Below are 26,640 nucleotides of genomic sequence, written 5' to 3' on the forward strand. Positions count from 1 at the left end.
GTGCCCGTCGCGCTAGATGGTTGGTTCAGCGACGCTGGGGACTAGTCCCAGTGCTTCCAGTGGCCCTTGCCGCGCCAGCCGTTGTTGCCGTGCCAGCCGCGGTCCCAGTCACCGCCCCAGTTGCCATCTGCACAGACGGTAACTCGGGGATAGGTATCGACGGAACCGCAAATGTCGGGATCGGCCTTTGCCGGGGTTGCGGAGGCGATACCGCCCATGAACAAACCACTAGCAACGACTCCAATTGCCAGCCCAAATCGACTGGCTGAGGGCAGGATTCGTTTCATGGTTCACAGCCTACTCCCAGACGAAACTAGTTCGCAAGGGTAAGGAAAATCAGGACAATATTGAGCGCCGAAATTAGCGCGGCGATGACCCAGCCCAGCAACGTCGTCACCCGATGGTTGGCGTCGGCGCCCATCAGCCCGCGATCGGCGGTCAAGCGGATCAGCGGTATCAGGGCGAACGGGATGCCGAACGAGAGCACCACCTGCGACACCACGAGTGCTCGGGTGGGGTCGATTCCGGCCGCGAGGATCGCGAGTGCCGGAAGCAGTGTGACCAGCCGTCGCGTGACGATGGGGATAGACCTGCGCAGGAGTCCCTGCATGATCATCGCGCCGGCGTAGGCGCCGACCGAGGATGATGCGAGTCCGGATGCCAGCAGTCCGATCGCGAACAGCAGCGCCACCGTGGGGCCCAGGCTGTCGCGGACCGCGGCGTGCGCGCCCTCGATGGTGTCCACGCCGTCGCGCCCCTGCAGGTTTGTGGCCGCCACCAGCAGCATCGCCATGTTAACCGCGCCCGCGAAGAGCATCGCCAGGCTCACATCCCACCGGGTGATGCGCAGCAGCCTGCGTCGCGGCTCGCCCACCTCCGGATGTCCGTGGCGATCACGCGCCAGGCCGGAGTGCAGGTACACGGCGTGCGGCATGACTGTCGCGCCCAGCATCGCCGTCGCCAGCAGCAGGCTCTCGGTGCCCTCGAAGCGGGGAATCAGCCCGGCGGCGGCGTCGGCAAGCGGAGGTGGCTCCACCACGACACTGGCGAGGAATCCGATCGCGATGATCGCCAACAATGCGGAGATCACATACTCGAAGGAGCGCTGCCCACGCCGGTCCTGCACGGCCAGCAGCACCATCGACACGATTCCGGTGATGATGCCGCCGAGCAGCAGTGGCAGGTGGAACAGCAGATTCAGTGCGATCGCGCCACCTACGACCTCGGCGAGATCCGTTGCCATGGCGACTAATTCGGCCTGGCCCCAGTAGGCGAGGCGCGTCGGCCGTGACATGCGGTTGCCGATGGCTTCCGGTAGCGACTGGCCGGTGACGAGGCCCAGCTTGGCCGAGAGGTACTGCACCAGCCCGGCCATCACGTTGGCGGTGACGATCACCCACACGAGCAGGAAGCCGTATTTGGCGCCGGCGCTGACGTTCGAGGCGACATTTCCGGGGTCGACGTAGGCGATGGCGGCGACGAAGGCCGGTCCGAGTAGGTAGAACCCGCGCAATGGTCGCGCCTGCTTCGGCCGCTCCAGCACCCACGCCTCCTATTTCAAGTACCCCGAATAGAAAAGTTAGAGTACCCGAAACCTTGCGGTGCGGCGAGCCCGTCCACGGCAGGCGATATCCGGTGACTAGTTGGTGCTGGCCTTCTCGGCCTGACGCTTCTTGACGCTGGCCTCCAGCTTGGCCAGCAGGTCCGAGACGTCGGTCGCGTCGAGCTCGGTGGGCGCCTCTTCCTTGGTGAACGCCTCGCCACCTTCGAGCTTGGCCTCGACCATCTCCAGCAACTGGGACTGATAGGTGTCGTTGTAGCGGCTCGGATCGAAGTCGTCGGCCATCGACTCGACCACCTGTCCGGCCATCGACAGTTCGGCCGGTTTGATCTTCACTTCTTGATCCAGCACCGGGAAGTCGGGCTCTCGAATCTCGTCAGGCCACAGCAGGGTGTGGATGATCATCACCTGGCGAGTGCCAAAGTCCTTGACGCGCAGTGCCGCGAGCCGTGTCTTGTTGCGCAGCGCGAAATGCACGATGGCCACCCGATCGGTCTGTGCGAGTGTCTGTGCCAGCAGCACATACGATTTCGACGACTTACTGTCCGGCTCCAGGTAGTAGCTCTTGTCGTACATCAGCGGATCGAGTTCGGCGGCGGGGATGAATTCCAGCACTTCGATCTCGCGGCTGGACTCGGCGGGCAGGCTGGCCAAGTCCTCGTCGGTGATGACGACGGTGCGCCCGTCCTCGGCCTCGTAGGCCTTGTTGATATCCCGGAACTCGACGATCTCGCCGCATTCCTCGCACGTGCGCTTGTAGCGGATTCGGCCGTTGTCCTTGTTGTGGACCTGATGGAACTTGAGATCATGGTCCTCGGTCGCGCTGTATACCTTGACAGGGACGTTCACCAGCCCGAAGGCGAGGGAGCCCTTCCAGATGGAACGCATATCCCCAGTATGGCCCACTGGAGCCGCGGAGTCGGCGACATCCGGCTCTGGGTCAACCGCGTTCGTGCGCTTGACCAATGCGGAAAAGGTGCTGTACCCGGCTACCGGGACCGCTGGACCCACCACCAAGGCGGATGTTTTCGGCTACTACACCGCGATCGCCCCCTACATGCTGCCGCACATCGCCGGGCGACCGGTAACGCGCAAGCGTTGGCCCAATGGCGTTGACCAGCCATCCTTCTTCGAGAAGGACCTGGCCGCGTCCGCTCCCGACTGGCTTGCGCGGCGGCGCATCGAGCACAAGTCCCGTTACGTCACCTATCCGCTGATAGACACCTCGGTGGCGTTGGCCTGGATAGCTCAGCAGGCGGCATTGGAAGTGCATGTGCCGCAGTGGCGGTTCGTCGGGGAAAATCCTGGCCCGGCAACGCGATTGGTCTTTGACCTGGATCCCGGCGAGGGGGTGAGCATGCCGCAGCTGGCACAGGTTGCCAGGGCGGTGCGCGATGTGCTGACCGATATCGGTTTGACGACGTTTCCGTTGACCAGTGGGAGCAAGGGGCTGCACCTGTATGTCCCGCTGGCGCAACCGGTCAGCTCATCGGGTGCGGTGACCGTCGCGAAGAAGATCGCGACTCAGCTGGAACAGGCGATGCCGGAATTGGTGACCGCCACGATGACTCGGCAGCTACGTGAGGGGAAGGTGTTCGTGGACTGGAGCCAGAACAGCGGCTCCAAGACCACCGTCGCCCCCTATTCCTTGCGCGGTCGCCGGGTGCCGACGGTTGCCGCACCGCGTACCTGGGAGGAGTTGGATGATCCCGAGTTACGTCAGCTGCGCTTTGACGAGGTGCTGGCGCGCGTCGAGCGCGACGGCGACCTGCTGTCCGGGCTCGACGATGTGACGATCGTCGAGGACAGGTTGTCCACGTATCGCAGCATGCGCGATCCCGCGCGTACGCCAGAACCCGTTCCCGCCGTCAAACCGGAAGCAGGGCAGAATAATTCGTTTGTCATCCAGGAGCACCACGCCACCGCGCTGCACTACGACTTCCGGCTGGAGCGCGATGGTGTGCTGGTCTCCTGGGCCGTTCCCAAGAATCTGCCGATGGAACCGTCGGTGAATCACCTTGCGGTACACACCGAAGATCACCCCTTGGAATACGGCACCTTCGAGGGCGCCATTCCCAAGGGGGAGTACGGCGCGGGAGAGGTGACCATCTGGGACTCCGGTACCTACGACACCGAGAAGTTCATCGATCCGCGCGATGACTCCGGTGAGTCGAAGGGGGAGGTCATCGTCACCCTGCACGGCAAGCGAATCACGGGTCGATATGCCCTGATTCGAACCAACGGCAAGCAGTGGCTGGCACACCGGATGAAGGACCAGCGGTCGCCTGGCTCGATGCCCACCGGCCTGACGCCGATGCTGCCCTCCACCGGATCGGTGGCGGGTCTGACCGCCGACGAGTGGGCTTTTGAAGGCAAATGGGACGGCTACCGACTCATCCTCGAATGCGATCGCGGTCAGCTGCGGGCGCTGGCGCGCAGCGGCCGCGACGTCACCGGCGAGTTCCCTGCCCTGCAGCGGCTCGCGCACGAACTGGCCGATCACCGCGTGATTCTGGACGGAGAGGTGGTGGCGTTGGATACGAAGGGGTTGCCGAGCTTCTCTCTCTTGCAGAACCGTACGGCCGGTACCGAGACGGAGTTTTGGGCGTTCGATCTGCTGTATCTCGATGGAAAATCCTTATTGCGCAACAAGTACCGTGACCGCCGCCGGCTACTGGACGTGCTGGGCGCGGGTACCGAGTCGATGACCGTTCCGGAACCGCTGGACGGCGACGGGGCCTCGGCGCTGGCGCATTCGCATGAGCACGGCTGGGAGGGGGTCATCGCGAAGAGGCTGGATTCCCTCTACGTTCCGGGTCGCACCCAGTCGTGGATCAAGGCGAAGAACTGGAGCAGCCAAGAGGTCGTCATCGGCGGCTGGCGCCAGGGGAAGGGCGGGCGCAGCAGCGGGATCGGAGCCCTGCTCATGGGGATACCGGTCGAGGGCGGACTGCGTTATGCCGGCCGGGTGGGCACCGGATTCACCGAGAAGGAACTGGCAACGCTCAAGGAGCGGCTGGAACCGTTGCACCGCAAGGAATCGCCGTTCAGCGCACCGTTATCCGCGATCGAGGCCAAGGATGTGCAGTTCGTCGAGCCGGTGCTGGTGGCCGAGGTGCGCTACGGGGATCGCACGCCGGCTGGCATCCTGAAGCACTCCAGTTGGCGCGGCCTGCGTACCGACAAGTCAGTGGGCGACGTCGAGCTCGATCTCGGGTAGCGGGTAGGGCGGCGCACCAACCCCCGCCACCGAGAAATGACCCCACGGAGTCTGTTCGGTGATGCGCCCCGGTGCGCTGGTGTCACCGACCGCGATGACGACCTGGGTGCCGCCCTTGAGTTCCCCGCCCTCAGGCTTGGCGTAAATCGTTCCCTGCCAGTGGAACTTGCCGTCCAGTGGGTTGAAGAACCCGATCAGCCGCACGCGCGACTCGACGGTGAACTCGCCCGCCGTCACGACGGCGGTGCCGTCGAAGACATCGTCGTCTTCTGTACCGTGCTCGCTCACGCGATGAAACCTGTTCTGCGCCACATGCGCCGCGACAGCGGGCCCATCAGACCCGTCTCCTCCAGGAACTTGTACAGCGGGGCGAAGCCCGTGCGCGAGGCCTCCTGGAACGCCGGATTGTTGCGTGCCAGCCGCATGGTCTCGCGACCGGGCAATCCGACCGCCTCGTACATCTTCTTGTTGGTCAGCAGGTACCGGAAGATGGGTCCACCGAGGCCGTTGGTGAGCCGCAGGATGATCTTGACGCGCTTGGGCGTCCGGTCCAGTCGCTGGCGTATACCGTCACGCGCGAACTGAATGTGCCGGGCTTCCTCGGTGACGTGAATTCGCATGAGCCGCTGCACCAACGGCTGCAATTCCGGGTCGTCCATGATCTCGCGCTGCAGGGCGTCGAAGATCTCCTCACCGATGAGGGCGGCTACCCAGAGCACCGGGCCCTTGAGCGCGAGCGGCAGTAGGTTGGCCATGGCCCGCTGGTACCACGGCATCCGGTACGCGGGCAGTCCGGTCTTTTCGATGGCCTTGGCGAACATCGTCATGTGCCGCGTCTCGTCGCCGATCTCGGCGAGGGAGTACAGGGTCTCACTGCTGGTGGGGTTGGCGTGCATCATCACTCGCAGCAAGCCCTGGTTGAGCATGTTCTCGAACCAGATGCCCGTCGAGAGCAGGTTCACCATCTCGTGCCGCGAGAGCTCGATCTGCTCGGCGCGCGACATGGTGTTCCACACATCGGTGCCGTAGAGCGAGAGGACCTTGGGTGGCAGGTAGTACTTGTCCGGATCCAACGGAGCGTCCCAGTCCAGGTCCACGATCGGCTGGTATGAACGCCGCACCGTGCCCTTGAGGAGTCGGTCGGAGTACTCCTCCCGATTAGGGGTCCGAGCGGGGCCGTTGTTGAGGGTTGCCGTCACCTTTGACAGTCCTTTCCGTTAGGATGACAAACGTAAACGTTGCAGGTTGAGGCGTCAAGTGAGACGCGAAGTGCCACGTAATTTTCGTGGCGAATGAAAGTGAGCACCGATGAAAGTGAGCCGGTCGAGCCATCGCGGCCGTACCCGCGACCATGGCGAGATTCGCCGCCGTATCCTCGATGCCGCTGAAGAATGCTTGCTGGAGCATGGGTATGAGGCGCGTCTTCATGCGTTGATCGCCAAAAAGGCGGGCCTGTCGCGCCCGACCGTCTACAAGCACGTAGGCGACCAGGCTGCGATCATCGAAGCGCTGTTCCACCGCGAGTTTCTGCGGTTCGGCGAAATGCTGGAACCGGTGTTCGCCGCCGCGAAGAATCCCCGCGCCGGGTTCATCGACGCCATCGTGCGCATCGTCCAGCACGGTCGTCATCACCCGTTGCTGCAAAAGGGCCTGAAGGAGAACCCCGAGCAGGTGCTGCCGTATCTGACGGTCAAGGCCCGCCCATTCATCGACCAGACGACGATCTTGCTGGCACCGTACTTCCGCCAACTGCTCACCGAAGCACAGCTGGCCACCATCAACGTCAAGGCCGCGGCCGAATGGAGCTTCCGCATTGCTGCCTCGCTGTTGGTGACGCCCGGTGTGGTGGAGACCCAGACCGACGAGCAGTTGGGCGAGTTCATCGGCAACCTGCTGACCGTCTCGGCGATCACCGAGGAGATCTCGGCGGTATTGACCCCCGATTCGGCTGCTTCGTAAGTCGCGATGCGACGGATTCGCGTCATCGGGATCGGCGCAGGCCATCCCGAGTATCTGACCGTGCAGGCGATCGCGGCCCTCAACGAGGTCGACGCGTTCTTCGTCGCCGACAAGGGTGACACCAAGGACGACCTGATCGAACTGCGCCGCCACATCTGCGAGCGGTACATCACCGACCCCGACTATCGCTTTGTCGAACTACCCGATCCGGTGCGTGGCAAGGGCGAGTATCGGGGCGCGGTGCAGCAGTGGCATGCCGAACGGGCGGCGCTGTGGGGCAACGCGATTGCCTCCGAACTGCCCGATGGCGGTACCGGGGCATTCCTGGCCTGGGGAGACCCGTCCCTCTACGACAGCACGCTGCGGATTCTGGATGCGATTCTGGCCGGCGACCCGACCGCATTCGAGTACGACGTGCTGCCGGGGATCACGGCGATATCCGCGCTGACCGCCCGGCATCGCATCGTGCTCAACGGCATCGGGGAACCGGTCCTCATCACGACGGGGCGGCGCCTGCTCGACGAGTGGCCTCGCGCCGGAACCGTCGTGGTGATGCTCGACGGCGAGTGCGCCTTCCGGGAGCTGGACCCGTCGACGCGGATTTGGTGGGGTGCCTACCTGGGTACCGAGCACGAGCTGCTGGTCTCGGGAACGGTGGGAGAGGTGGGTGCCCACATCTCCGAGGTGCGTGCCTCCGCCCGGGCCGAACACGGATGGATCATGGATACCTACCTGCTGCGGAGTGTCGGCGAGTAGAGGCAGACTGACTACCATGCCCGAATTACCGGAAGTCGAGGCGCTCGCCGATCATCTGCGCCGCCACGCCACCGGGGCCACCATCGGCCGCATCGACGTCTCGGCATTCTCGGTGCTCAAGACCTTCGACCCACCGATCACCGCCCTCTATGGCCAGACGGTGACGGGTGCGACGCGGTGGGGCAAGTACCTGGGCCTGCAAGCTGGAGATCTGCATCTCATCACGCATTTGTCGCGGGCCGGGTGGCTGCGCTGGTCGGACAAGCTGACGGCGGCGCCTCTCAAGCCGGGTAAGGGGCCCATCGCGCTGCGGGTGCATCTCGGAACGCCCGGTGAGGCGCCGGGATTCGATCTCACCGAAGCCGGCACCCAGAAGCGTTTGGCCGTGTGGGTCGTGACGGATCCTTACGCCGTCCCGCAGATCGCCTCCCTGGGGCCCGATGCGCTGTCACTCACTTCCGGTGGATTGGCCGACATCTTGTCCGGGACCACCGCTCGGCTGAAGAACGTGATCACCGACCAACGGGTGATCTCCGGGATTGGCAATGCCTACAGCGACGAGATCCTGCACGTGGCCAAGCTCTCGCCGTTCGCCAGCGGAAAGGCCCTCTCCGAGGGGCAGCTGACCGCGTTGTACGAGGCCATGCAGTCGGTGCTGACTGACGCGGTGGAGCGCAGCGTGGGGCAGCAGGCGGCAACCCTCAAGGGGGAGAAGCGATCCGGATTGCGAGTGCATGCCAGGACCGGGATGCCGTGTCCGGTGTGTGGCGACGTGGTGCGGGAGGTGTCGTTTGCCGACAAAGCGTTCCAATATTGCCCGACGTGCCAGACCGGCGGCAAGGTGCTGGCCGACCGTCGGCTCTCGAAGCTCCTCAAATAAAGTGGCCACGTGACGCGACAGAAGATCCTCATCACCGGGGCGAGCTCGGGCCTGGGCGCCGAGATGGCCCGTCAGTTCGCCGCGAAGGGACGCGACCTGGCGCTGTGTGCCCGCCGCGCCGAGGCATTGGAAGAACTCAAGACAGAGTTGCTGGCCACCAACCCCGGAATTACGGTCGCCGTGCGGTCCCTGGACGTCACCAACCACGAGTCGGTTCCGGTGGTCTTCGGTGAGCTGCGCGACGAACTCGGCGGACTGGATCGGGTGGTCGTGAACGCCGGCATCGCCAAGGGCTGGCACCTGGGCGGCGGCAAGTCGTGGGCCAACATTCAGACCATCGAGACCAATCTCATTGGTGCGCTGGCGCAGATCGAGGCGGCGCTGGCCCTGTTCAAGGAGCAGGGCTTCGGGCACCTGGTCCTCATCTCCTCGGTGACGGCGGCCAAGGGCCTGCCCGGCACCAAGGCCGCCTACGCGGCCAGCAAGGCCGGACTTTCCTCGCTGGGCGAGTCGCTGCGCGCCGAGTACGCCAGTGGCCCAATTAAAGTCAGCACCATCGAGCCCGGCTACATCCAGACCGACCTGAGCGCCAAGTCGCCGACCACTCCGATGATGGTCGACACGTTGACCGGTGTGACCGCGATGGTGGACGCCATCGAGAAGGAGCCCGGACGCGCCGCGGTGCCGCGGTGGCCATGGGAGCCGGTGATGGCGGTCATGCGGCTGCTGCCGCCGCGCCTGGCCGGGCGCCTGGCCTAACCGGCCCTGGGTTTCCCACGTGGGACTTTATGCCCACGTGGGATGCTGAACCTATGGCCGATCAAGAGAAACCGAACGCTTCCGTCACGGTGGACTACGCCGCCGAACTCGATGAACTCGCGAGCCTGCGCGGCGGGATCAGTCGCTCCAAAGAGGGCAAGGACGCCTGGAAACAGGGCTATCCGTATGACGAGAAGCTCAGCCGCAAGGAATACGAGAAGACCAAGCGCAAGCTGCAGATCGAGTTGCTCAAGCTCCAACTGTGGGTCAAGGAGCGCGGCGAAAAGATCTGCATCATCTTCGAGGGCCGGGATGCCGCCGGTAAGGGCGGGTCCATCAAGAGATTCACCGAGCATCTCAACCCCCGTGGCGCCCGCGTGGTGGCGCTCGAGAAGCCGACGTCGGTGGAACAGACACAGTGGTACTTCCAGCGATACACCGCGCACTTGCCCAGCGGCGGGGAGATCGTGCTGATGGACCGCTCCTGGTACAACCGGGCGGGCGTCGAACGTGTGATGGGCTACTGCACTCCCGCTCAGGTCGCCGAATTCCTACGCGAGGCACCGGAATACGAACGCATGCTGGTCAATTCGGGGACGCATCTGGTCAAGCTGTGGTTCTCGGTGAGCCGTAAGGAACAGCTGGCCCGTTTCGAGGCCCGGCGCACCGATCCCGTTCGGCACTGGAAACTCTCGCCCACAGACCTCGCATCCCTGGACAAATGGGACGCCTACACCGAGGCGAAGGAGGCGATGTTCTTCTACACCGATACCGACAGCGCACCGTGGACGGTGGTGAAGAGCAACGACAAGAAGCGCGCCCGGCTGGAGGCCATGCGTCACGTGCTCTCGCAGTTCGACTACGACAACAAGGACGCAGCCGTCGTGGGCAACCCGGACCCGCTGATCGTCGGCCCGGCCTCGGCCATCTTCGAAGAGGGAGAGAAGGCTGGCTCTCGTTAGCCGGCTGACGGTTTGATAACACTGAATATTTAGCCCTGCAAGGGTTTTCGTGTAATACCGTGTTCCGGATCTGGTCACGTCCATATGGTCCGCTCAGTGGGCTGAAACATTGCCCTCGGCTTCATCGATTACCGGTGGAGCCGAGGGTGCGCTCTGCCCGCGATGAGCGGAAGGTCGAGGTACGACTTGAGGCCCGGCTCGGCCTTGCAGACGTAGGGCACCGAATTGACACAATGCGCGGCGGTGGCGACAACCCCCTCATTGGCGATGAGCCCAGCCTGGACGCTGTGCGGGTGAAAGCCGGTGATCGTGCACGACGATGAGGGGGTGCCGCGCACCTCGACCTCGTAGCGCGGTCCACTCGGTCCGAAGGACCAGGCGGGATCCAAATGTTCTTCTCCCATCAACCAGTTCACGGCGATGCGGGCGACCGCCTCGTCGCCTACGCACGCCTCCCATGAGAACTGCTGACCGGCAACGGATCCCGGCGCGATAGTGCCGATCGGTGACTCGATGTTCTTGGTCGCGACAGCGACCTTGAGATCGGGCCGGATCTGCACGTCCGCAAACCCCATGCCATCGAGGATCATCCGCAGGGACTGCTTGAAGCCGCCGCCCAACAACGTAGGCATGGGTCCGGTGATCGCCTCTTCGGGCGTGCCGCCGAATTTCATGATGTGTCGGATGACGTCCGGCGCCCCGTATGTGCGTATGTCCGAGTACTCCTCGGCACGCACATAGGTGACGGCCGAGGTCATGGACGAAAAGATCAGCGGATAAAGATCGGTGATGCCACCGGGGTCAATTCCCGTGCCGTGCAGCGTCACTGCGGCCTCACGTGCGGTGGCGTCCAGCTCGCGACCGGAGCCATCGGGGTAGAACCACCCGACCGGGGTGACCACGTTCTTGCCGGAGGTGAGTAATGCCGCCACCTCGGATGGATTGGGCAGTAGCGGGCTGTAGATCACGCAGTCGGCCTGCAGCTCGACGATGTCCTCCAGGCTGTTGGTCGTCGTCACGCCAAGAGGTGCCCGGCCAAGGAGCTCGCCGACGTCGATCCCGGTCTTTTGCGGTGAGTGCACCCAGCAGCCCACGAGCTGCAGTTCCGGGTGCGCCAGCACCGCGTTGATCGCAGCCCTGCCGACCTCGCCCGTCGCCCACTGGACCACCCGATAGGCCATGTCATTGCCTCCTTGCAACCGGTAATCTCAGAACTGCATAACACCAAACAAGTGCGTGGGTCCAGACCTTGAGAGGTGGGAATGTCGGTGATTAGACACCGATTTCGATTTGGGGCGAACCTGATCTCCCATGGAGATCCGGGCCAGATTCGCGATGAGGTTCGACGGGCTGAGGATTGCGGTGTTGACGTCGTCGTGGTCCCAGACCACCTCGGCGTCGGCTCGCCGTTTCCGGTAATGCTTGCCGCCGCCAGTGTTTCATCGCATATCAGGGTCGGAAGCTTCGTACTGACCACCGGTTTCTATTCGCCGCGTCTACTTGCGCGCGACATCGCGACGGCCGACAGGCTCACCGACGGCCGCGTCGAGATCGGATTGGGAGCCGGATACGTCCAGCAGGAGTACGAGGCCGCTGGCGTGCCGTTCTTGAGTCCCGCCGGACGCGTGCGGCAGCTTGCCGATGCCCTCGATGCGTTGCGCGGGCTGCTCTCGAGTCCGCAGCATTGGCCGCGGCCGGTTCAGTCGCCCGTGCCGATCATGATCGCGGGTAAGGGTGACAAGATCCTGAAACTTGCGGCAGAGCAAGCCGATATCGTCGCGATATCCGACGCCAAGACGCGCGAGGAGCTTGCCGAGCGTGTCGCCTACGTTCGGCAAGCGGCCACCGAGCGTGCCGACGCACCGGAGTTGAACCTGGGGATCTTTGACGTCGCCATCGACCGGACACCGGACCTTGGACTCATGCGGGTGTACCGGCCCGGCGATTCCGACGATCAGTTGCGTGCTTCGCCCACCCTGCTGCATGGATCCAAAGCTGAGCTCGTGGAGAGGGTCATCGCGCTCCGCGAGGAACTCGGCATCTCCTATGTGACGTACATGGGAGCAGATCCACGCGGAGCTAAGGATTTTCATGCGTTGATCGCGGCGCTCAGGTAGGGACCTTCGCATCTATCGCCCGTCGCCGCGTTTGGCGATCATCGGCGTCATGACGCCTGATTCCCAACCCGTGACCCTGCTCGAGAAATACGAAAGCTGGACGCTGCTGTCGAGTGCCCGGCTGGGGAGGCTGGTGGTGGTGATTGACGGTCGACCCGAGATATTCCCGATCAACTTCGTGACCCAGCGCGGCACCGTCCTGTTCCGAACAGCGGAGGGCACCAAGCTCTTCGGCGCGGTCGTCAGCGACCACGTGCTGTTCGAGGCGGACGATCACAACGACATCGGCGGTTGGAGCGTCGTGGTGCGAGGCGCGGCGCAGGTACTGAACACATCGGTCGAGATCGACGAAGCCGATGCCGCTGGCCTCTATCCCTGGATCCCCACCGTCAAGCTGCATTACGTGCGGATCATTCCGGCGCAGATCACCGGCCGCCGTTTCGTGTTCGGGCGCGAACCCGACGGCGGCCACGTGCCGGGCTAGTGCCGGACGTGCGCCTCGGCGCGCATGCGTTCGACCATGTGTGGATAGTGCAGCTCGAATGCCGGACGCTCCGAACGGATTCGGGGTAGCTCGGTGAAGTTGTGCCGCGGCGGCGGGCAGCTTGTGGCCCACTCTAGGGAGTTGCCGTAACCCCACGGGTCATCGACCGTGACAACCTCGCCGTAGCGGTAGCTCTTGAACACGTTCCACACGAACGGCAGCATCGACGAACCGAGAACGAAAGCGCCCACCGTCGACACGACGTTCAGCGCCGTGAAGCCATCGGTGGGCAGGTAATCGGCGTACCGACGGGGCATGCCCTCGTTACCCAGCCAGTGCTGCACCAGGAAGGTGGCGTGGAAGCCGATGAACGTGAGCCAGAAATGGAACTTGCCCAGGCGCTCGTCGAGCAGGCGACCCGTCATCTTCGGGAACCAAAAGTACACCCCCGCGAAACTCGCGAACACGATGGTGCCGAACAGGGTGTAGTGGAAATGCGCGACCACGAAGTACGAGTCGGTGACGTGGAAATCTATTGGCGGAGCGGCGAGGAGGACACCGGTCAAACCACCGAAGAGAAACGTCACCAGGAAGCCGATTGAGAACAGCATGGGGGTCTCGAAGGTCAGCTGCCCCTTCCACATGGTGCCGATCCAGTTGAAGAACTTGATGCCGGTCGGGACTGCGATCAGGAACGTCATGAAGGAGAAGAACGGCAGCAGCACGGCGCCGGTGGCGTACATGTGGTGCGCCCACACCGCGATGGACAGCGCCCCGATTCCCAAGGTCGCAAAGACGAGCGTGGTGTAACCGAAGATCGGCTTGCGGCTGAACACCGGGAAAATCTCCGACACCACGCCGAAGAACGGCAGCGCCAACACATAGACCTCGGGGTGTCCGAAGAACCAGAACAGGTGTTGCCACAGCAGAACTCCGCCGTTGGCGGGATCGTACAGATGCGCACCCAGCCTGCGATCGGCCTCCAACCCGATGGCCGCGGCCGCCAACAGGGGAAACACGAGCAGCACCAGCACGCTGACCACGAGGATGTTCCAGGTGAAGATCGGCATGCGGAACATCACCATGCCGGGGGCACGCATACACACGACCGTGGTGATCATGTTGACCGCACCGAGAATGGTGCCAAGACCGCCCACCGCGACACCCAAGATCCACAAGTCGCCGCCGGCGCCGGGGGAGTGAATAGCATCGGAGAGCGGGGTGTAGGCGGTCCAGCCGAAGTCGGCGGCACCACCGGGGGTGATAAACCCGGCCAGGGCGATCAACGCGCCGAAGAGGAAGAGCCAGAACGACAACGCGTTCAGACGCGGGAAGGCAACGTCGGGGGCGCCGATCTGCAGCGGCAGCACCACGTTCGCGAAGCCGAACACGATGGGCGTCGCGTAGAACAGCAGCATCGCGGTGCCGTGCATGGTGAACAGCTGGTTGTACTGCTCATTGGACAGGAAGGCCAGACCCGGTGTGGTGAGTTCGGCACGGATCAACAGCGCCATCAACCCGCCCACCATGAAAAAGGCGAAACACGTGACCAAGTACATGATTCCGATCAGCTTGTGATCGGTGGTGGTAACAAGTCTGTAGATAAGAGAGCCTTTAGGCCCTACGCGAGGGGGAAAAGGCCGACTTGCCGTCAGCTCGACAGATGATGTAGCCACAGGAAACCTCCATACGAAAACAGTGCGATTCGCCTGTGTACGTGAGGCATTCCTGCGGACATCATGCCATAGTCACTCCGCGTCGCGCGCCCGCTGTAGGTCCGCTATCGAGGACCAGTCCAGGTCGGCTTGGCCGTTGTCCAGTGCCTCGTCCAGAACGGTTCGCAGCACCTCGCCGAATGGCAGCCGTAGGCCGGAGTCCGCCGCGACCTCCAGCGCCAGGCCGACATCCTTGCGGCCCAACGTCGTGGTGAAGCCTGCCGGCTCATAGGTAGATGTGGCGATGAGCTTTCCGTAGCTGCTGTACGCCGGTCCCTGAAAGAGGGTGCTGGTCAACAATTCCACCAGCAGCGCGGAGTCCACACCCGTTCGTTCTGCCATGCTGACGGCTTCACTCAGCGACTGGATGGCCGATGCGATCAGGAAGTTCCCGATGATCTTGACGACATTGGCTTGCCGCGGCGCATCGCCCAATCGCCAGGTGCGCGCCCCGATGATGTCGAAGAACGGCTGCGCCCGGTCGATCTGTGCGGCGGTACCGGCCGCCAGCACCTGCAGCTGCCCGGCCTGTGCCACGGGAACCCGGCCGAACACCGGCGCGGCGACGTATCCCACGCCGTGCTCGGTATGCAGTGCCGTGGCGCGTTCGGCCAGTCGGGTGCTCACGGTCGCGAGGTTGACATGTAAGGCGCCGCGACCCGACGCGAGAACCTGTGGGGCCAAAAGGGTTTCAGCCACAGCGCGGTCGTCGGCGAGCACCGAGAACACCACGCCGGACTCGAATGCCAGCTCCGCCGAGTCGAGGGGGCGGGCACCGGCGGACGCGAGTTCGTCGACGGGCCCCGCGGACCGATTCCATACGGACACTTCGTGTCCCGCCTGAACAAGATTGTGTGCCATGGCCTTTCCCATGGCGCCGAGTCCGACGACGGCGATTGTGCTCATTGGTGCGCTCCTGTCTCGGTGGGCCAGTTGGTGAAGATCTCGGTGTAGTCGTGGCTCATCAACTCGATGACCGTGCCCCACGGATCGGTCAGGTAGGACATGCTCCATGGTCTACCCGCGACAACCGGTCGCGGCGCGGTGATGATCCGGCCGCCCCGGTTGGCGACGGCCCGGGTCTGCTCCTGCACATCGGGAACCGTGAGGCACAGATGCCAGGTGCCACGCCGGGAGTAGTCGACGGGTAGCTCGGGTGGTGGATCCGTCATGGGGTCGATGAACTCGAAGAGCTCGACGCCCACACCGTTGGGTGTCTGCAGACCGGCCATCCGGGCCCGGCGAAATCGCGCGTCCAGTCCCGGCGGGAGTTCCCTATTCGGCCCGCGTTCCAGCGTGCGTGGCCCCATGACGCATGCGAATCCGAACACCTCGCGGTACCAGTCGATCGCCGCTGCGATATCGGGAACGGTGATCCCGACGTGGTTGACGGACATCTTGCCTCCAAGTGAACCTGTTAAGACGGTTCCACCGTAGATCACCGACCGGGATCTGTCGAACCGGTTAAACTGGTTCGCATGACAGAGGATGCGGGGGTGATGTTCCGGCTGGACAACGCGGTGCTGGCATTCCGGTTCACCGCGACCGTCTTCGACCGCGCCGGAGCCGCTATCGAGCGGCTCACCGGCCCGGAACGGCTGCGGTTGTGGTTGCGGGCGAACGGGCTGGATTTCTCGACCGCGCAGTTGGTCGATGCCGATCTGGCCGCCGCCAAGGAACTGCGCGAGAACATCCACCGTGCGGGAGCTGCTGTGGCGGCTGGGGCTCCGATCGCGCCTGCGGTCACCCGGTCGTTGAATGCGTTCTCCAGAAACGGAAGCCCGGATCTGGTGCTCGACAGCGGAGTGGCGAGATGGCGAGGTGCGGGCATTGCCGATGCGTTGTCGATCATCGCCGCCAACGCCATCGAGACACTGGGCGGTCCGGACCGCGATCGAGTGAAGGCGTGTTCAGACGAGCACTGCCACGGTCTGTACCTCGACACCAGCCGTGCCAACAACCGCCGCTGGTGCAACATGAACACCTGCGGGAACCGGGCGAAGAAGGCTGCGATGAGCCGCCGGGGTTAGTGAGCGTGCATGACACCCCAGGCCGGCAGGGGATCGGGATAACCGAGCCACGCCGCGGAACCCTCGGCGAGCTCGTCGTCGGTGAGCACCGCGGATTCCAGGAGATGCTGCACACGGGGCCGGTCCAACCGGACGCCGATGAAGACGATCTCCTGCCCTGGCGCGATCTCGGTGCTGCGCCAGAACTGGGCGGGCTCGATCGTGAGGTTCGGCCCGGCTTGCGACCAGATCGCGGCGATATCTGGCCGGCTGGCGATCCAGCAGAATCCCTTGCTGCGTAACAGTCCTTGCAGATTCTCCAGAGCCGCGCCGAGGCGTTGCGGATGAAATGGGCGATCCGAGCGGAACGTCATGCTGCTGATGCCGTATTCCTCGGTTTCCGGGGTGTGCCCGTCGGCGATTTCCTCGTCCCAGCCCGGTGTCTGGGCGGCCAGCTCGGGGTCGAACAAACCCGTCTGCAGTACCAGATCGAGGTCGACGCAGCCGCCGGTGGAGCGCACGATCGTCGCCGTGGGATTGAGGCGGCGCAGCAGCGTTTCCACCATGCCGAGGGTCCGTTCGTTCACCAGGTCTGCCTTGTTGAGGATCAGCACGTCGGCGAACTCCACCTGGTCGGTGAGCAGATCGGCGATGGACCGGCCGTCCCCGTCTGCGGCGGCCATATCGCGGTCTGCCAGCGCCTCGCCGCGCGCCAGCTCGGGCAGGAAGGTGGAGGCGTCGACGACCGTCACCATGGTGTCGAGCCGGGCGACCTGCCCCAGGCTGGTCCCGTCCTCGAACTCCCAGGTGAACGAGGCGGCCACCGGCATCGGTTCGGAGATGCCGGTCGACTCGATGACCAGCTGGTCGAATCGGTTCTGCCGGGCCAGGTTTCCGACGGCCTCGATCAGGTCCTCGCGCAGGGTGCAGCAGATGCAGCCGTTGGTGAGCTCGACGAGCCGCTCCTCGGTGCGGTCCAGGTGTCCGGTACCCGCAACGAGGGCGGCATCGATGTTCACCTCGCTCATGTCGTTGACGATCACCGCGACGCGGCGTCCCTCGGTGTTGGCCAGGATGTGGTTGAGCAGGGTGGTCTTTCCGGCTCCGAGAAATCCGGAGAGCACGGTTACGGGTAAGAGCTGGGCTGTGGTCACATGATAATGATAACCATTATCATCAAGGCAGGGACGCCAGGATACTCTTCAGTTTTTCGCGTCCCTCGGAATCCAGCGGGAGCAGCGGGCGTCTCGGATCTCCGACGGCGCGCCCCTGCAGTTCCAGGCCGGCCTTGATGGTCGTGGGCAACCCGCCCGCGACGATGAACTGCAATAGTGGTTTGAGTCCCTCGTAGATAGACGCGGCCTCGTCGGTGCGTCCTGCGCGCACGGCCTCATAGAGATCCAGGCACGGCTGCGGGGCCAAACATGGTGCTGCGGTGCACCATCCGGAGGCGCCGGCGTTGAGTGCGTCGAGCACCAGCGGGTTGCTGCCGTTGTAGAAGGGCAGCCCTCCCTCGCTGAGGCGCTGGATGTCGAGCATCCGGCTCAGATCGCCCGTCGACTCCTTGACCATGGTGACGTTGTCGATATCGCGGAACATCGACACCAGGAGTTCGGGTTTCATGTCCACGCCGCTGGTGGCGGGGTTGTTGTACACCATCACCGGGATGTCGATGGCCGCCGCCACCGAGGCGTAGTGCTGCGCGATCTCGCGGTCGCTGAGCTTCCAGTAGGAGACCGGCAGCACCATCACCGCGTCCGCTCCGGCCTGCTGAGCGTGGCGTGCACGCCGAATGGTGTTGGCGGTCGTCAGATCCGAGGCGCCGACGATGACGGGCACCCGCTTGTTCACCGCGGCCACCGTGGTGTCGACGACGGCGTCGAACTCGCGTTCCTCGAGATAAGCGGACTCGCCGGTGCTGCCCAGGGGGGCGATGGCATGCGCCCCGTTCTCGACCAGCCGGGACACGAGTTCGGCGAGCCTATCGGTGTCCACGGTGTCATCGGGGAGGAACGGAGTGACCGGATAGGCGATGATTCCGTGAAACTGTGGTGTGGATGTCATTGGGAATTCCCTTGTGTGGTTGGGCTGGTGAGGGTCTCAGGGTGATTGGCCAGCGCGGTGCGGGCGTAGTAGGCGAAGTTGGCGGTGCTGCGTTTGGGGGTGAGGGTCCAGTCATGGGCCTCACGGGCCAGCCGGTCGGGCAGGGGCGCGATGGTTCCCGCCGCCATCGCGGCCAGTTGCAGCTTGGCGCCCCTCTCTATCAACACCGCCAGCGAGCAGGACTCTTCGACGGAAGCGCCGGCGACGACATGACCGTGGTGGGCGAGCAGGATCGCCTTCTTGTCTCCGAGCGCGGCGGAGATGATTTCGCCCTCCTCGTTGCCGACGGGAACGCCGGGCCAGTCCGGCAGGAAGGCGCAGTCGTCGTATAGCGGCGCGATGTCCATCTGCGACACGATCAGCGGCGTCTCCAGCATGGACAGTGCGGCGACGTGGAACGGATGGGTGTGCACGATGCATTGCACATCCGGGCGAGCCCGGTAGATCCAGCTGTGGAAGCGATTGGCGGGGTTCGCCATTCCGGAGCCTTCGAGAACATTGAGGTCCTCGTCGACGAGAAGCAGGTTCTCCTCGGTGATCTCGTCGAATCCCAGGCCCAGTCGCTGGGTGTAAAAGGTGCCGGGCTCCTCGGCACGCGCGGTGATTTGTCCGGCGAGGCCGGAATCGTGGCCGCGGTCGAAGAGCGCTCGGCATGTCAGCGCCACCTTCTGGCGGGTAGTCCATTGCGAGTCGGAGAAGTGGGTCTGCATGCTGCGTTCGGCACGATCCATCAGTTCGGATTTGGTGTCGTGAAGGGTGCTGGCCATTTCCGTGCTCCTTTCTGGTCTCGGGTGGGTGAACACCACGATAGGACACAAGGTGTCATATCGTCAACAATGTTGCCTCGCGAATGTCGCGGACACCTCGTGTCACACTGGCGGGATGGCATCGCTGGTACGTGCGCTGCGCCGGGAGCGCGGCCTGACTCTGGAGGAACTGGGTGGTCGCACCGGCCTGACCAAGAGCTATCTCTCGAAGGTCGAGCGTGAACACAGCACACCATCCGTGTCCGTCGCGATGCGCATCGCCGCGGCCCTCGACGTCGATGTCAGTCGGCTCTTCACCAACGACGCCCACGAATCCCGGGTAGTGGTGGATCGCGGTGTGGATGTAGGCGATGACAGTAGGTTTCACGCGCTGAGCACCGAGATGCTCGGCAAGATCATGACGCCGTTTCTGGCCAGTCCCTCCACGGAATTCGCGGAACACAAGTCCTCGCATGAGGGGCAGGAATTCGTTTTTGTGCACCGCGGATCGATCGAATTGCAGTGCGAGGATGTAAGTTACGTCCTCGACGAAGGCGATAGCGCCTACCTGGACGCCACCCGCACGCACCGGATACGCCGGACCTCGCGGACCCCGGCGCTGGTGATCATCGTCGCCGCGACCTAGCGCGTGCGTCCGCGCGCCGCGCGGTAGTAGCGCACCAGCGCATCGGTGGAGCTGTCGGTCTGCTGCCCGGGTGAGGCGTCCTCGGTGATGACCGGCAGCAGCGCGATGGCCTGTTTCTTGCCCAGCTCGACTCCCCACTGGTCAAAGGAATCGATGCCCCAGACGGTGCCCGCGGTGAACACCTCGTGCTCGTAGAGCGCGATCAGTTGTCCGACCGTCGACGGTGTCAGCTTGGTGGCGAGGATCGTTGTGCTGGGGCGGTTTCCGGGCATGACCTTGTGCGGAACCACGTTCTCGGGTGTGCCTTCGGCGGCGATTTCCTCGGCCGTCTTGCCGAAGGCCAGCACCTGTGTCTGCGCGAAGAAATTGCTCATCAGCAGATCGTGCATGCTGCCGGTACCGTCCGCGGTGGGTAGATCGTCGGTGGGCTCGCTGAAGCCGATGAAGTCCGCCGGGATCAACCGGGTGCCCTGGTGCAGCAGCTGGTAGAAGGCGTGTTGGCCATTGGTGCCCGGTTCGCCCCAGTAGATGTCGCCGGTGTCCACCGTCACCGGTGCGCCATCGGCCTTCACCGACTTGCCATTGGATTCCATCGTCAGCTGCTGCAGGTAGGCGGCGAACCGGGAGAGGTCGTTGGAGTACGGGAGCACTCCACGCGATTGTGCGCCAAAGAAATTCGAGTACCACAGGCCGATCAGACCGAGCAGTGCCGGCGCGTTCTCCTCCAGAGGTGCGGTGCGGAAGTGCTCGTCGACGGTGTGGAACCCGGCGAGGAACTCCGCGAATGCCGTGCGGCCGATGACCGCCATCACCGACAGGCCGATCGCCGAGTCCACCGAGTAGCGGCCGCCGACCCAGTCCCAGAAGCCGAACATGTTGGCGGTGTCGATTCCGAACTCCGAGACCAGTTTCGCGTTGGTGGATACCGCGACAAAGTGCTTGGAGACCGCGTCTTGTCCGGCGGCGCCACCCAGGCCGTCGATGAGCCAGCGCCGCGCTGCCGTCGCGTTGGTGAGCGTCTCCAGTGTCGAGAATGTCTTGGAGGCGACGATGAAAAGTGTTGTCGCCGGGTCCAGATCGGCGAGCGTGGCCACCAAATCGGCGGGGTCGACGTTGGAGACGAATCGCGCCGAGATCCCGGCGTCGGCGTAGTGGCGCAGCGCCTGGTAGACCATGACCGGCCCGAGGTCGGAGCCCCCGATCCCGATGTTGACCACGGTGGTGATGCGCTTGCCGGTGGCGCCGGTCCACTCGCCGCTGCGCAACCGGTCGGTGAAGTCGCCCATGGCATCGAGCACTTGGTGTACGTCGGCGACCACGTCCTGCCCGTCGACGACCAGCTGTGCGTCGCGGGGCAGCCGCAGAGCGGTGTGCAGCACCGCGCGGTCCTCGGAGGTATTGATGTGTACCCCGGAGAACATGGCGTCCCGGCGGCCCTCCAGGTCTGCCGCCTTGGCCAAATCGACCAACAGCGAAAGGGTTTCACGGTTCAGGCGATGCTTGCTGTAGTCGATGTACAGGTCGCCGACCGTGACGGTCAGCTCGCTGCCTCGGGCCGGATCTTCGGCGAAGAACTCTCGAAGGTGGGTGGAGGCGATCTGCTTGTGATGGTTTTCCAGTGCCTGCCACGCCGCTGCGAGTGTCATGCGACCGAGCCTAGTAGTGGCGCCCGGCCGGCGCAGGGCTGCCTACTGGTTGGCGCAGGTCACCCAACGGCTGCTGATCCGCGCGAACCCGGCGATACCCGTTTTGGTCTCGGTTTTCCCGCCGGCGGTGGCGGTGATGGTCACCCGTGACGAGGCGGTATCGCCGTTGACGACCGTCTTCTCCACCTTGTCCACGTTGATCTTCAGGTCCTCGGGTTGGCCTTCGAGATCCTCGTCGGTGATCTTCACGCAGGACAGTGCGTTGAGGACGTCGAGGTTCTTGGTGCCGAGCGCGGCATAGAAGGCCTTGAGCACGCTGGTCAGCTCGCGCTCCTCCTCCTTGGTCGCCTCGCGAGGAACCGACGAAGTGGTGGGACCGGGCACCGAGATGCTGGTGGTGGTCCCTGTCGTCGTCGCGGTGGTGGAGGTGCCACTGGTGACCGATGTGCCGGGTGAGCTGCTGGTGGTACTCGTGCTGCTGCTCGTCTTGGCCCGCGACTTCGTCGTCGTGGTCGTGGTGGTGCTCGAGGTGGTGACCTCGGGGTTCACCAGCGGGACACCCAGCTTGACGGTGGGCCGCGATTGCGGGGTGTCTTCGATCGTCCGGTTGTTCTCGACCCAGAGGCCCGCCGCGACCGCCGTCACCGCGGCGAGGCAGACGGCCAGCACGCCGATCACGATCTTGGTGGCGTGCCTGGCCACGAACTTGCGGGTCGGGGTCGGCTCGGCCGCGACGGCCGCCTCCAGCTCGTAGTCCACCGGCTTGTCGTCGGCATCCTGCTCTGCGGGGGCATCCGGCGTGGCGACGACGTCGCCCTCCTCGGCTTCGGAGCTGTCTGCGCCCTTGGCGTCGGGCTTGTCCTCACCCTTGTCTTGGTCGCTCAACGAATCCCTCCCTCATCGGTTGTCAGCCGGGATCAGTGTCCCAATCTGCCGCGGCCCAGACGTAGCAGCAACATGGCGAGAGTATGACCTTCCTGGCCGAGTTCGCTGTAGCGTTCCAGCACCTTCATCTCGCGGCTGTGCACCAGGCGAGGGCCGCCCGAGGCCATCCGTGCCTTGCCGATCTGGCGGGAGACCTCGGTACGGCGCTTGATCGCGGCCAGGATCTCCGCGTCGAGGCGGTCGATCTCCTTGCGCAGCTGGTCGATGTCGAGGACGGAATCCTCGGCGTCGTTCTGGCCGGCCTGCTCGGTCATGTGGGTAGTCATTTCTTTCTCAACACTTTCTCTTGGAGCGGATGCCCCGCATGCCACCCCGGAATCCGGCCTCACAAGAGATGAGCCCCGTAGTCCGGTAGCGGACTGCGGGGCTCGTGAATCGGCTAGACCACGGGCACCGGAGTCCGGTACCCGTAAAAAAATCGTGGATGAGCCGCTTGCGCGAAGACGATGTGGCTCTGCTGGTGGTCAAGCACATCGAAGAGTGTAGCTGACATGCGGCGAATGCCGGCGCGAAGTGCATCAAGCCAAGATTGTCCCTCGTCAGCGGTAAGTTAGACCGGTCATGGCTACACCTGATTCTCTTCGCGCACGCGGCTCATCGGCCCTCCCCGAGCCCGCACTTTTCGATATGCCCAGCGACTCGAGTTCCTCCGGCGATGCGTTGCTCGACGGCCTGAATCCCCAGCAGCGGGCCGCCGTCGCCCATCAGGGCTCGCCGCTGCTCATCGTGGCCGGTGCAGGGTCAGGCAAGACTGCGGTGCTGACCCGCCGCATCGCCTATCTGCTGGCCGAGCGGGACGTCAGCCCCGGCCAGATCCTGGCCATCACCTTCACCAACAAGGCCGCCGCCGAGATGCGTGAGCGTGTCGCCGCAATCGTTGCCAACCGTGTGCAGTCCATGTGGGTGTCGACGTTTCACTCCAGCTGCGTGCGAATCCTGAGGAATCAGGCCGCCCTGCTGCCCGGACTGAACTCCAACTTCTCGATTTACGACTCCGATGACTCGCGGCGCCTGTTGCAGATGATCGGCCGCGACATGGGCCTGGACATCAAGCGCTACTCGCCGCGGCTGCTGGCCACGGCGATCTCCAACTTGAAGAACGAGCTCATCTCACCCGAGCAGGCGGTGGCCAACCTGACCGCCGACGATGACGCCGGAGAGCTGCGTCGCATCGTGGCCGACGTGTACGGGGAGTACCAGCGGCGCCTGCGCGCCGCCAACGCCCTGGACTTCGATGACCTGATCGGCGAGACCGTGGCCGTGCTGCAACAGTTCCCGCAGATCGCGCAGTTTTACCGCCGCAAGTTCCGGCACATTCTGGTGGACGAGTACCAGGACACCAACCACGCCCAATACGTGTTGGTGCGCGAGCTCACCGGAGCGCACACTCAGGACGAGGACGGGCCGGAGCCTGCCGAGCTGTGTGTGGTGGGTGACGCCGACCAGTCCATCTACGCGTTCCGTGGCGCCACCATCCGCAACATCGAGGAATTCGAGCGCGACTACCCGAACGCGAAAACAATTCTGCTGGAACAGAACTATCGATCCACGCAGAACATATTGAGCGCCGCCAACTCGGTGATCGCCAAGAACTCGAATCGCCGGGAAAAGCGGCTGTGGACCGATTCCGGCGAGGGCGAGCTGATCGTGGGTTACGTCGCGGACAACGAGCACGACGAGGCGTCCTTCATCGCCCGCGAGATAGACGGACTCTTCGATCGCAATGACGCCAACTACGGCGACGTGGCGGTGTTCTATCGCACCAACAACAATTCCCGGTCGTTGGAAGAAATCTTCATCCGTACCGGTATCCCGTACAAGGTGGTCGGGGGAGTGCGCTTCTACGAGCGCAAGGAGATTCGCGACATCGTCGCCTACCTGCGGGTGCTGACCAACCCGGGTGACGCGGTGAGCCTGCGACGGATCCTCAACACCCCGCGCCGCGGCATCGGGGACCGTGCCGAGGCGTGTGTTGCCGTGCACGCCGAGACCGCCGGCATCGGTTTCGGGGAAGCGCTGGCCGATGCCGCCGCCGGCAAGGTCGCGATGTTGAACTCTCGCTCCGAGAAGGCGATTGCCGCCTTCATGGAACTTCTGGACCAGATCCGTGCCACCCTGCGCACCGACCCGGGAGCGCTACCCGATATCGGTGACGTGGTGGAGGCGGTGCTCAATCACACCGGGTACCGGTACGAGCTGGAGAACAGCAGCGATCCGCAGGAGCTGGCCCGGCTCGACAACCTCAACGAATTGGTCAGCGTCGCACATGAATTCAGTGCGGATGCGGCCAACGCGCAGGCGGCAGGCTCGGACCTGCCGGTCGACGACGAGGATGTCGGTGCGCCCCCGGGAAGCCTTGAGGCCTTCCTGGAGCGGGTGTCGTTGGTTGCCGATGCCGACGAGCTGCCGGAATCCACTGCCGGTGTGGTCACCATGATGACGCTGCACACCGCCAAGGGGCTCGAGTTCCCGGTGGTCTTCGTGACCGGCTGGGAAGACGGCATGTTCCCGCACATGCGGGCGCTGGGTGATCCGGTGGAGCTGGCCGAGGAGCGACGGCTGGCCTACGTCGGGATCACCCGGGCTCGTCAGCGCCTGTACCTGAGCCGGGCCAAGGTGCGCTCGTCGTGGGGGCAGCCCATGATGAACCCGGAATCGCGCTTCCTGCAAGAGATTCCGCAAGAGCTGATCGACTGGCGGCGCACCGATCCGCTGCCGGGACGTATCGCGACCGGTGCCGGAAGCTACGGCGGCGGGGGCTATGGAGCCGGCGGATCGCGAGGGGCTGGCGGCTCGATGGGTGCGCCGTCCAAGAAGCGGACCAAGCCGCTGCTGGTGCTGGAGCCCGGCGACCGGGTGAGCCACGACAAGTACGGGCTGGGGCGCGTCATGGAGGTGACCGGTGTCGGTGAGAGCGCCACGTCGCTCATCGACTTCGGTAGCGATGGCCGCGTGAAGCTGATGCACAACTTCGCGCCGGTGCAAAAGCTCTGAGGCACGAAAAACGCCGAGGGTGAGCTCCAGTGCTCACACCCGGCGTTGATCGAAGTGGAAGTCAGTCGCCGAAGCGGGTGAAGGTGATGCCCTTGTTGGCCAGCCAGCCCTGCGGGTCGATGCGCTGCGAACCGCCCAGCAGCACCTCGAAGTGCAGGTGCGGGCCTGTGGAGTTGCCGCGGTTGCCGATGGTGGCGATGCGGTCGCCGGCCATCACACGCTGACCCACTGCGACTTCCCAGGTGTTGATGTGGCCGTACAGCGTCACGGTGCCGTCCGAGTGGCGGATCTTGACCCAGGCGCCGTAGCCGGCAGTCGGGCCCGTCGCGATGACGACACCGTCGGCCGCGGCCACGATCGGGGTGCCGATGCTGTTGGCGATGTCGATGCCGCCGTGCAGGGCGCCCCAGCGGTAGCCGAAGCCCGAGGTGAAGGTGCCGTTGGTGGGCATCACGAAGCGCGGAGCCAGCAGCCGCTTCTCACGGTCGGCACGTTCGGTCGCGAATGCGGTGGCCTTCGCCAGCTGCTCGTCGGTGACCGAGGCGTCGGTCGCCAGTGGGGCGGAGATCAACTGCGGGCCGTGGGCGGCCATCGCTGTGGTGGAGGTACCCAGCGCAAGACCGTGATGGTCGGCGGCCGTCGCGGCATCGTGCTCGCTGAGCGCGCTGTATCCGGCGGCGGCCGCGGCGCCGGCAGCCATGGCCACCAGCGCGAGGCGGGTCTTGCCTACCTGGCCAATCTCGCGGCGACGGTGCACCCCGCCGCTGCTGATCCGGGGCAGCTTGTCGGTGGGGGTGTCGCGCGGGTCCCTGGTGCGCGCGGCGGAAGCGGCGAACCAGTCCGCGGTGGCCTCGATGGAGGCGCGAATCCGGTCGGCTTCGTCGGTGTCTTCTTCCCAGTCCTGCTCAAGCTGGTCCAGAGCTGTCTGGTGCGGCGTCTCGGCGCCCTCTTCCGGGGCGTCCTCGTAGACGTCGTAATCCTCAAGTGCGGGGCGGTCAAGCGCATCACTCAGGCCGAACTCATCGATCGGCACGATGTTGGTGATCTCATTCTCGCTTGGTTCCGCGCTCCGACCACCACGCGTGCGTATCGCTCGATGCTGTGTCAAAACCCTGCCAGTCTTCCGTTCGACGCCACG

27 protein-coding genes are annotated in these 26,640 nt (G+C 64.5%); 11 read left to right on the forward strand and 16 right to left on the reverse strand.

Going from position 1 to position 26,640, the window contains the following annotated elements:
* Positions 1-41: 41 nt before the first annotated feature.
* The 3 genes from MYCSP_RS04500 to ku form a co-directional block, all read right to left on the reverse strand.
* Positions 42-224: a hypothetical protein gene (locus MYCSP_RS04500; RefSeq protein ID WP_070912948.1), complete on the reverse strand. Its 183-nt coding sequence runs from the start codon at positions 222-224 to the stop codon at positions 42-44.
* A gap of 89 nt (positions 225-313) precedes the next feature.
* The gene (locus MYCSP_RS04505) at positions 314-1,543 is read right to left on the reverse strand and encodes an Nramp family divalent metal transporter (protein WP_083016063.1); all 1,230 of its coding nucleotides are present in this window, start codon (positions 1,541-1,543) and stop codon (positions 314-316) included.
* 96 nt (positions 1,544-1,639) lie between these two features.
* On the reverse strand, positions 1,640-2,449 hold the full coding sequence (gene ku / locus MYCSP_RS04510) for a non-homologous end joining protein Ku (protein ID WP_070913006.1): 810 nt from the start codon (positions 2,447-2,449) through the stop codon (positions 1,640-1,642).
* Here ku and MYCSP_RS04515 point away from each other — a divergent pair.
* Positions 2,439-4,781 carry an ATP-dependent DNA ligase gene (locus MYCSP_RS04515; RefSeq protein ID WP_088413274.1) on the forward strand — a complete coding sequence of 781 codons (2,343 nt, stop codon included), beginning with the start codon at positions 2,439-2,441 and terminating at the stop codon, positions 4,779-4,781. The genes ku and MYCSP_RS04515 overlap by 11 nt on opposite strands.
* On the opposite strand, the gene MYCSP_RS04520 is transcribed toward MYCSP_RS04515, so the two are convergent.
* Positions 4,749-5,069 (reverse strand): DUF4873 domain-containing protein, encoded by a 321-nt coding sequence (locus tag MYCSP_RS04520; RefSeq protein ID WP_070912945.1) that lies wholly within the window; start codon positions 5,067-5,069, stop codon positions 4,749-4,751. The genes MYCSP_RS04515 and MYCSP_RS04520 overlap by 33 nt on opposite strands.
* Positions 5,066-5,980 (reverse strand): AurF N-oxygenase family protein, encoded by a 915-nt coding sequence (locus MYCSP_RS04525; protein WP_070912944.1) that lies wholly within the window; start codon positions 5,978-5,980, stop codon positions 5,066-5,068. The genes MYCSP_RS04520 and MYCSP_RS04525 overlap by 4 nt, the downstream gene beginning before the upstream one ends.
* A 109-nt stretch (positions 5,981-6,089) precedes the next feature.
* Between MYCSP_RS04525 and MYCSP_RS04530 the strand changes: the two genes are divergently transcribed.
* Genes MYCSP_RS04530 through ppk2 form a run of 5 tightly spaced genes read left to right on the forward strand, consistent with a single transcriptional unit; the run spans position 6,090 to position 10,097 of the window.
* Positions 6,090-6,740, forward strand: a complete 651-nt coding sequence (locus MYCSP_RS04530) for a TetR/AcrR family transcriptional regulator (protein ID WP_070912943.1) — start codon at positions 6,090-6,092, stop codon at positions 6,738-6,740.
* 6 nt (positions 6,741-6,746) lie between these two features.
* Positions 6,747-7,496, forward strand: a complete 750-nt coding sequence (cobF, locus tag MYCSP_RS04535; RefSeq protein ID WP_088413275.1) for a precorrin-6A synthase (deacetylating) — start codon at positions 6,747-6,749, stop codon at positions 7,494-7,496.
* Positions 7,497-7,512: 16 nt separating this feature from the next.
* Entirely contained in the window at positions 7,513-8,376 is an 864-nt protein-coding gene (locus MYCSP_RS04540) for an Fpg/Nei family DNA glycosylase (protein WP_083016077.1), read from the forward strand.
* A gap of 9 nt (positions 8,377-8,385) precedes the next feature.
* Entirely contained in the window at positions 8,386-9,135 is a 750-nt protein-coding gene (locus MYCSP_RS04545) for an SDR family oxidoreductase (protein ID WP_088413276.1), read from the forward strand.
* A 53-nt stretch (positions 9,136-9,188) separates the two neighbouring features.
* The gene (ppk2, locus tag MYCSP_RS04550; protein WP_070912939.1) at positions 9,189-10,097 is read left to right on the forward strand and encodes a polyphosphate kinase 2; all 909 of its coding nucleotides are present in this window, start codon (positions 9,189-9,191) and stop codon (positions 10,095-10,097) included.
* 128 nt (positions 10,098-10,225) lie between these two features.
* Here the strand turns inward: ppk2 and MYCSP_RS04555 are convergent, their stop codons facing one another.
* A complete protein-coding gene (locus MYCSP_RS04555) occupies positions 10,226-11,278 on the reverse strand; it encodes an NAD(P)H-dependent amine dehydrogenase family protein (RefSeq protein WP_088413277.1) in 1,053 nt (350 codons plus the stop codon).
* Positions 11,279-11,359: 81 nt separating this feature from the next.
* Between MYCSP_RS04555 and MYCSP_RS04560 the strand changes: the two genes are divergently transcribed.
* Positions 11,360-12,214, forward strand: a complete 855-nt coding sequence (locus MYCSP_RS04560) for a TIGR03621 family F420-dependent LLM class oxidoreductase (protein ID WP_070912937.1) — start codon at positions 11,360-11,362, stop codon at positions 12,212-12,214.
* 49 nt (positions 12,215-12,263) lie between these two features.
* Positions 12,264-12,698 (forward strand): pyridoxamine 5'-phosphate oxidase family protein, encoded by a 435-nt coding sequence (locus MYCSP_RS04565; protein ID WP_083016221.1) that lies wholly within the window; start codon positions 12,264-12,266, stop codon positions 12,696-12,698.
* On the opposite strand, the gene ctaD is transcribed toward MYCSP_RS04565, so the two are convergent.
* From ctaD to MYCSP_RS04580, 3 genes are all read right to left on the reverse strand, one after another.
* Positions 12,695-14,374, reverse strand: coding sequence for an aa3-type cytochrome oxidase subunit I (gene ctaD / locus MYCSP_RS04570; RefSeq protein ID WP_088413278.1), 1,680 nt, complete (start codon positions 14,372-14,374; stop codon positions 12,695-12,697). The genes MYCSP_RS04565 and ctaD overlap by 4 nt on opposite strands.
* 72 nt (positions 14,375-14,446) lie before the next feature.
* On the reverse strand, positions 14,447-15,319 hold the full coding sequence (locus MYCSP_RS04575) for an NAD(P)-dependent oxidoreductase (protein ID WP_088413279.1): 873 nt from the start codon (positions 15,317-15,319) through the stop codon (positions 14,447-14,449).
* The gene (locus MYCSP_RS04580; RefSeq protein ID WP_083016224.1) at positions 15,316-15,810 is read right to left on the reverse strand and encodes a VOC family protein; all 495 of its coding nucleotides are present in this window, start codon (positions 15,808-15,810) and stop codon (positions 15,316-15,318) included. The genes MYCSP_RS04575 and MYCSP_RS04580 overlap by 4 nt, the downstream gene beginning before the upstream one ends.
* 81 nt (positions 15,811-15,891) lie before the next feature.
* On the opposite strand from MYCSP_RS04580, the gene MYCSP_RS04585 reads away from it, so the two are divergent.
* Positions 15,892-16,443: a CGNR zinc finger domain-containing protein gene (locus MYCSP_RS04585; protein WP_234809153.1), complete on the forward strand. Its 552-nt coding sequence runs from the start codon at positions 15,892-15,894 to the stop codon at positions 16,441-16,443.
* On the opposite strand, the gene MYCSP_RS04590 is transcribed toward MYCSP_RS04585, so the two are convergent.
* Genes MYCSP_RS04590 through MYCSP_RS04600 form a run of 3 tightly spaced genes read right to left on the reverse strand, consistent with a single transcriptional unit; the run spans position 16,440 to position 19,292 of the window.
* Complete coding sequence (locus MYCSP_RS04590; RefSeq protein WP_088413280.1) at positions 16,440-17,576, reverse strand: GTP-binding protein; 1,137 nt, start codon at positions 17,574-17,576, stop codon at positions 16,440-16,442. The genes MYCSP_RS04585 and MYCSP_RS04590 overlap by 4 nt on opposite strands.
* A 22-nt stretch (positions 17,577-17,598) precedes the next feature.
* Positions 17,599-18,486: a dihydrodipicolinate synthase family protein gene (locus MYCSP_RS04595; protein ID WP_088413281.1), complete on the reverse strand. Its 888-nt coding sequence runs from the start codon at positions 18,484-18,486 to the stop codon at positions 17,599-17,601.
* Complete coding sequence (locus tag MYCSP_RS04600) at positions 18,483-19,292, reverse strand: aldolase (RefSeq protein ID WP_088413282.1); 810 nt, start codon at positions 19,290-19,292, stop codon at positions 18,483-18,485. Before MYCSP_RS04600 ends, MYCSP_RS04595 begins: the two co-directional genes overlap by 4 nt.
* Positions 19,293-19,407: 115 nt before the next feature.
* On the opposite strand from MYCSP_RS04600, the gene MYCSP_RS04605 reads away from it, so the two are divergent.
* A complete protein-coding gene (locus MYCSP_RS04605; protein WP_070912930.1) occupies positions 19,408-19,917 on the forward strand; it encodes a helix-turn-helix domain-containing protein in 510 nt (169 codons plus the stop codon).
* Here the strand turns inward: MYCSP_RS04605 and pgi are convergent.
* Genes pgi through MYCSP_RS04620 form a run of 3 tightly spaced genes read right to left on the reverse strand, consistent with a single transcriptional unit; the run spans position 19,914 to position 22,774 of the window.
* Positions 19,914-21,563 carry a glucose-6-phosphate isomerase gene (gene pgi, locus MYCSP_RS04610; RefSeq protein ID WP_083016106.1) on the reverse strand — a complete coding sequence of 550 codons (1,650 nt, stop codon included), beginning with the start codon at positions 21,561-21,563 and terminating at the stop codon, positions 19,914-19,916. The two genes, MYCSP_RS04605 and pgi, sit on opposite strands and share 4 nt — an antisense overlap.
* A gap of 42 nt (positions 21,564-21,605) precedes the next feature.
* Positions 21,606-22,448 (reverse strand): hypothetical protein, encoded by an 843-nt coding sequence (locus MYCSP_RS04615; RefSeq protein ID WP_070912928.1) that lies wholly within the window; start codon positions 22,446-22,448, stop codon positions 21,606-21,608.
* Between the two features lie 32 nt (positions 22,449-22,480).
* Positions 22,481-22,774: a chorismate mutase gene (locus MYCSP_RS04620; protein WP_070912927.1), complete on the reverse strand. Its 294-nt coding sequence runs from the start codon at positions 22,772-22,774 to the stop codon at positions 22,481-22,483.
* A 394-nt stretch (positions 22,775-23,168) separates the two neighbouring features.
* Here MYCSP_RS04620 and pcrA point away from each other — a divergent pair, with 394 nt between their 5' ends.
* Positions 23,169-25,502, forward strand: a complete 2,334-nt coding sequence (gene pcrA, locus MYCSP_RS04625; protein ID WP_162266309.1) for a DNA helicase PcrA — start codon at positions 23,169-23,171, stop codon at positions 25,500-25,502.
* A gap of 61 nt (positions 25,503-25,563) precedes the next feature.
* Here pcrA and MYCSP_RS04630 read toward each other — a convergent pair whose 3' ends face one another.
* Positions 25,564-26,610 carry a M23 family metallopeptidase gene (locus MYCSP_RS04630; protein WP_070912925.1) on the reverse strand — a complete coding sequence of 349 codons (1,047 nt, stop codon included), beginning with the start codon at positions 26,608-26,610 and terminating at the stop codon, positions 25,564-25,566.
* Between the last annotated feature and the right edge of the window lie 30 nt (positions 26,611-26,640).

It is taken from the genome of Mycobacteroides saopaulense (assembly GCF_001456355.1).
Taxonomy (GTDB): domain Bacteria; phylum Actinomycetota; class Actinomycetes; order Mycobacteriales; family Mycobacteriaceae; genus Mycobacterium; species Mycobacterium saopaulense.